The 5,150-nt window shown below is 31.7% G+C and carries 5 protein-coding genes; all 5 read right to left on the minus strand.

The features are described from left to right. Nucleotides 1–476: 476 nt before the first annotated feature. A complete protein-coding gene (locus ACFDSN_RS11660) occupies nt 477–1,610 on the minus strand; it encodes a glycoside hydrolase family 105 protein (RefSeq protein ID WP_375240031.1) in 1,134 nt (377 codons plus the stop codon). An 11-nt stretch (nt 1,611–1,621) separates the two neighbouring features. After that, entirely contained in the window at nt 1,622–3,889 is a 2,268-nt protein-coding gene (locus tag ACFDSN_RS11665) for a glycoside hydrolase family 3 N-terminal domain-containing protein (RefSeq protein ID WP_375240032.1), read from the minus strand. A 115-nt stretch (nt 3,890–4,004) separates the two neighbouring features. After that, entirely contained in the window at nt 4,005–4,535 is a 531-nt protein-coding gene (locus tag ACFDSN_RS11670) for a hypothetical protein (RefSeq protein WP_375240033.1), read from the minus strand. Between the two features lie 26 nt (nt 4,536–4,561). Beyond that, nucleotides 4,562–4,948 carry a hypothetical protein gene (locus ACFDSN_RS11675; protein WP_375240034.1) on the minus strand — a complete coding sequence of 129 codons (387 nt, stop codon included), beginning with the start codon at nt 4,946–4,948 and terminating at the stop codon, nt 4,562–4,564. Then, nucleotides 4,948–5,150: hypothetical protein (locus tag ACFDSN_RS11680; protein WP_375240035.1), on the minus strand; the 203-nt coding region annotated here is incomplete at its 5' end. The genes ACFDSN_RS11675 and ACFDSN_RS11680, both read right to left, overlap by 1 nt.

Below are 5,150 nucleotides of genomic sequence, written 5' to 3' on the forward strand. Positions count from 1 at the left end.
CAGAAAGTTGAAAAAAGTTACGTCTTTTCATTGAAACTATAATTTGAATTTTAAACTTAAGTAGATACTTGTTAAAATCTATCCTGTTTTATCCTGTTTATAAAAAAACCAGAAGATAAGTATCTTCTGGTTTTTAAAATATTTAAAATATTAGTTATCTTATTATTAATTTAGAATGGTAAGTTCTATCATCATTAGAAATTACTTTTATCATATATACACCTGGAGTAAAATTTCTATCATTTTCAATTTTAATTTCTCCATTGGTTGATTTTTCATTGTCTTTATTTATGTTATTTTTTTGGTATTAAACTGCTTTTGTAATAATACTAAAGATAATTGAAAACACTATTATGAGCTATACTGATTAGATGATAATTTAACACAACTGTTTTTATAGTAGGATTAGTGATTAGGCTTAGCAAAGCTAATTCACCCTGAACAAAGGTTTAGTATTAAACGCTAATTATCATCTATTATTCTAACTTTAACACTTCACTACCAGCCATTAAAAATGCACCAGTTCCAAAATTTTGATAACTGTCTTTAGATGCTGGCTCAGGAAAAGCACCAATATTCTGTACCCAACCAACTCTGCCATCTTCTTGCTGACAAGCAACTAATGCATTCCATGCTTTTTTAACTGCTGGTATATGCTTTTTGTCTATGAAACCATTGTTAATTCCCCAAGCTAAAGCAAAAGTGTAAAACCCACTTCCGCTAACTTCACCATGAGTGTAAGATTCTGGGCATAACAAACTTGTTCTCCATAAACCATCTTTTGGTTGAATTTTTAAAATTTTTGCCGCCATTTCTTTGTAGAGATTTACATAAAAATCTCTATGCTTGTAATCTTTTGGTAAGTCTTCTAAAAGTAAAGCTAACCCACCAATTACCCATCCATTTCCTCTAGACCAAAATACTTTTTTACCATTTGGTTCTTTAGTATCATTATCTGTTCCTTGCCAAACAAAACGCATGTCTCTAGCAAATAAATTTTCATCTTTATCATATAACCTATTATAGGTTTCCATATAATACGTATGCATAGCCTCTAAATATTTAGGCTGATTTGTTTTTTTCGCATATAAATTAATTACAGGAGGTGCCATAAACAATGCATCACACCACCACCATAAAATGGTTTTATCTTCTTTACTTTTATTGGTTCCTGCTTTCCAGTTATTATCTTCATATAAATGAGCCTCTAAGAATTTTTTAGTAGGTTCTAAGTCGGCAAAATTTCTTCTTTTTTCATTCATAGAAACGTATAAGTAGCTGTAAGAAATTGCCACATCATCTGCATGATATAAACGTTTAAAGGTATTCCAATTGTTATGTACCGCTTGATTTTTTAAAGCAGCCATATACATCATATTTTTTGTTGTTTTATGTGCTCTAGCTACACCTGTATAATAAGCACCATTTGTCCAATCTGTTGGGTGAATTGCAAAAATTGGATGTGCTTCTTGCCATTCTAAAGCTTTAATCATTGATTTCTTGATTTCAGTGTTATCTAAATCAGATGATTTTTGAGCTACTTTATTTTGAGCTACTGAACAACTTAAAAATACAATTGCAGATAGAAGTGTTAAGATTGATTTATTCATTTTAAATCTATTTATTTTTTTAATTTGAATTTTGCTTCTAAATATTCCTTTGATGAAGTTCCTATTTTTACACTGTAATCTCCAGCTTCTAAAACTTTTTTCATTTCTAGCCCTGTAAATTCTAGCATTTTAGGCGTTATCTTAAAAGAAACTGTTTTGCTCTCTCCTGAAGCTAATTCAATTTTTTCAAAACCTTTTAACTCTTTGTCTGGTCTTGTTACAGAACCTATTTCATCTTTAATATACATTTGCACCACCTCTTTGGCTTTTACCTTACCTATATTTTTTACCCTTACACTTGCAGTAATTTCTGTACTTGGAGTGATTTCTGAACTAGAAACTTTGATGTCTGAATATTCAAATTTACCATAACTTAAACCGTAACCAAAAGGATAAATAGGACCTTTGTCTAAAAATAAGTATTCTTTTTTATAGTTGATTTCTTTCATACTATAATGATATGGTAATTGCCCAATTGATCTAGGAATAGTAACAGGAGATTTCCCCGAAGGAGACACCTCACCAAAAATAATTTTTGCTGTAGATTCATCTCCAAATTCACTTAAATCCCAAGTATCTATAATAGCATCAGCTTTTGCAGCAATAGTATTGATAGCTAATGTTCTTCTGTGTTTTAAGATTACAATTACTTTTTTACCTAAAGCTGTAATTTTTTCAACCAATTCGTCTTGTGCACCAACAGGTTCTATGGTTGCTCTATCACCTAAAGTACTGTTACTAAAATAGGCTTCTTTGGCTGTAAATTTATCTCCTCCTAAAAATAATACTACAACATCTGATTTTCTGGCAATATTTACCAATTTTGCAATGGCTTTTGGGTCTCTATCTAATAATTTTGGAGCCCCTCCTTTTTCGTTTGTTAAATGAAAGCCTTTTTCAGCAATAAATTTAATATTGTTATTCCCTACTGCAGATTCAAACATTTCTTTGGTATTCTCTTTTAATAAAGGTCCTAAAAGAGCAACTTTTGTAGACTTATTTTTGTTAAGAGGTAATACATTTTCTTCATTTTTTAATAAAATGATTGATTCTAAATCTGCTTCTTTTGCCAATTCTAAAGATGACGCTGCACGCACTCCTTTTTTAGTTTCTTCTAAATTGATATAAGGATTATCAAACAACCCTAAAATAAATTTTGTTCTTAGCACACGTCTTACAGACCTATCTATTAATTTTTCTAAGTCAGGGTTTTTCTTTACCATTTCTGGTAAGTACGAGTACGAATCCTCTGCATATAAATCGATATCAATACCCGCTTCTAAGCCCATTTGTGCAGCAGCTTCAGGAGATTCAGCAACTTTCATAAAATAAAACAAACGTGCAATATCATTAGAATCTGAAACTACATAGCCTTCAAATCCCCAATCATCCCTTAAAACACCTGTTAATAATTCTTTATTCCCATGAGAAGCAATTCCATTTAAATCGCCATGAGAAGCCATAATTCCTAAAGATTTTGCTTCTTTTACAGCGGCTTCAAAAGGAGGGTAAATTTCATCAATTAAAGTTCTTTCTGATATTTCTATTGCAGCAAAATTAGAACCTCCTAAGACTTGACCATATCCTGCAAAGTGTTTCGCAACAGCCCCTATGTGTGTTCCTGCTCCTAAACCATCATAATTACCTTGCACGCCTTTCACAGCATTTGTAACCATTTGCGTAGTCAAGTACGTATCTTCGCCAAAGGCTTCACTCATTCTTCCAAACCTTGGGTCTCTAACAATATCTGCTTCTGGAGAGTGGCACATGTGCATTCCTCTTAAACGTGCTTCCTTACCCACAACATCCCACATACGATTTACTAAATCTGGATTAAAAGAAGCTGCTGAAGTTAATGGACGACCAAATTTTGTACATCCTTCAGCATCTACACCATTATAAGATTCGGTTACAAACAAAGCAGGAATACCCCATCTATTATTTTCTATGATGTATTTTTGAAGTTCGTTATTTAACTTTGCAGCTGCAACAGGATCTATATGTTCTCCTGGATTTTTAATCCCTGCAATACCTAGTTTTAATTTTTTTATGACCCTTTTAGATAATTTTAAGTTGCCTTTTTCATCTGGCTTTGCACCAATATTTGCGTGAAAAATTCGCATTTGCGCTACTTTTTCTTCAATAGATAGTAGAGGTAGTAAGGCATCAACTCTTTCATCTATTGATAAAGATTTGTCTTTGTAATCTTTTGATGAAGTTGATTCTCCACAAGAGTATAATAATGTAGTTAATACTAATAGAACCAGTAGTTTTTTCATTGGTTGTTTTTATTTGTAAGTTGCTTTTCTGTGTGTATTGATTTAATAAATAAAAATAAACTCTTAAAGATAAAAAGGTGTCCTGTACTATAATGGTATTCTTATTAAGAAACCCTTATTTTTTAATTTGTTTACCCATTACAAAATACATTCTACTTTCTTCTGGAACATCTCCATCACTATTACCTGCCATAATAATGCTTTCACCTTTTTTAGCTATTCTTTTGAAAAGCGACATTTTAACACCTCCTAAATTTACATCATCTCCAATATCTATATAATTTTTGGTTAAAAATACTGGTCTTTCTACGCGATCATCATGCCCAATATAGACAATCATATCTTTACCAGTAATAAATTGTAGTTGATCACGAGCCCAATATTTGCTATCTGAATTTGTCATTCTTATATATTCTGCGCCTACCAAATACCTAGGAATAACCGTATAATTATATTCTAAATCTGTATAGGCTTTTTTGCCCCAATGCACATTCTTTCTTAATGTAGCTTTACCATTTGCAGTATAACTAAATTTGGTAAATAAATCACTTTTATGAACGCTTGCAGGATTGTACGGTTCAGTTTTTGGTGTGTGAATTGGAAGTGGTTCTGCTTTATCAAAATTTACAGTATATACTTGTGGCATTTCTTTGGATAAACCATTTTTAATGTCTACAGATTTCTTTTTAATTCTATATTTGCTGGTTTCAATCCTTTACTGGTAGCTGTTATTGTTACCTCGCCTTCTTGCAATAAAGATTTGATTGCAACTCGATTTATACCCGCTTCTGCATCTAAAAATAAATTATTTATTGTGTTTGGTTTTCCACTATTATAGCCACCTCTCCAAATAGCCGGTCCAGAAATAGTAAAATCTACTTTGTTTTTACTTAAAGGATGTCTATCTCCATTTTTATCAACAATCTCAAAATCTAACAATGCAATATCTGCACCATCAGCCAACCATCCTTTGGGCCCTAAAATGGGTGTTAATTTTATAGCAACGGGTTCACCAATCGTTTTTTTGGTTTGAGAAATTAGTAATTCATCATTTGCCATTAATATATTCTTGACTCTTTAAGTGGAGAAGAGATTAGTGACCATTTATTATTTGCTGGTACTTTAGGCCTAACAAATACTCTTTTATTTTGAGTTACACTTCCGTAGGTAAATGATCCTAAAGGACCACTTTGCGCATATAATGCTATACCATCTTGAGATCTTGTAATATCTACAGTACCAGTTACTTTTACTATAGATT

Source organism: Aurantibacter sp. (assembly GCF_042094015.1).
Taxonomy (GTDB): domain Bacteria; phylum Bacteroidota; class Bacteroidia; order Flavobacteriales; family Flavobacteriaceae; genus Aurantibacter.

What these genes read in the sequence shown, in the direction of transcription:
- ACFDSN_RS11660 (WP_375240031.1), bottom strand. Translation starts at nt 1,610, where the DNA reads ATGAATAAATCAATCTTAACACTTCTATCTGCAATTGTATTTTTAAGT.
- ACFDSN_RS11665 (WP_375240032.1), bottom strand. Translation starts at nt 3,889, where the DNA reads ATGAAAAAACTACTGGTTCTATTAGTATTAACTACATTATTATACTCT.
- ACFDSN_RS11670 (WP_375240033.1), bottom strand. Translation starts at nt 4,535, where the DNA reads ATGCCACAAGTATATACTGTAAATTTTGATAAAGCAGAACCACTTCCA.
- ACFDSN_RS11675 (WP_375240034.1), bottom strand. Translation starts at nt 4,948, where the DNA reads ATGGCAAATGATGAATTACTAATTTCTCAAACCAAAAAAACGATTGGT.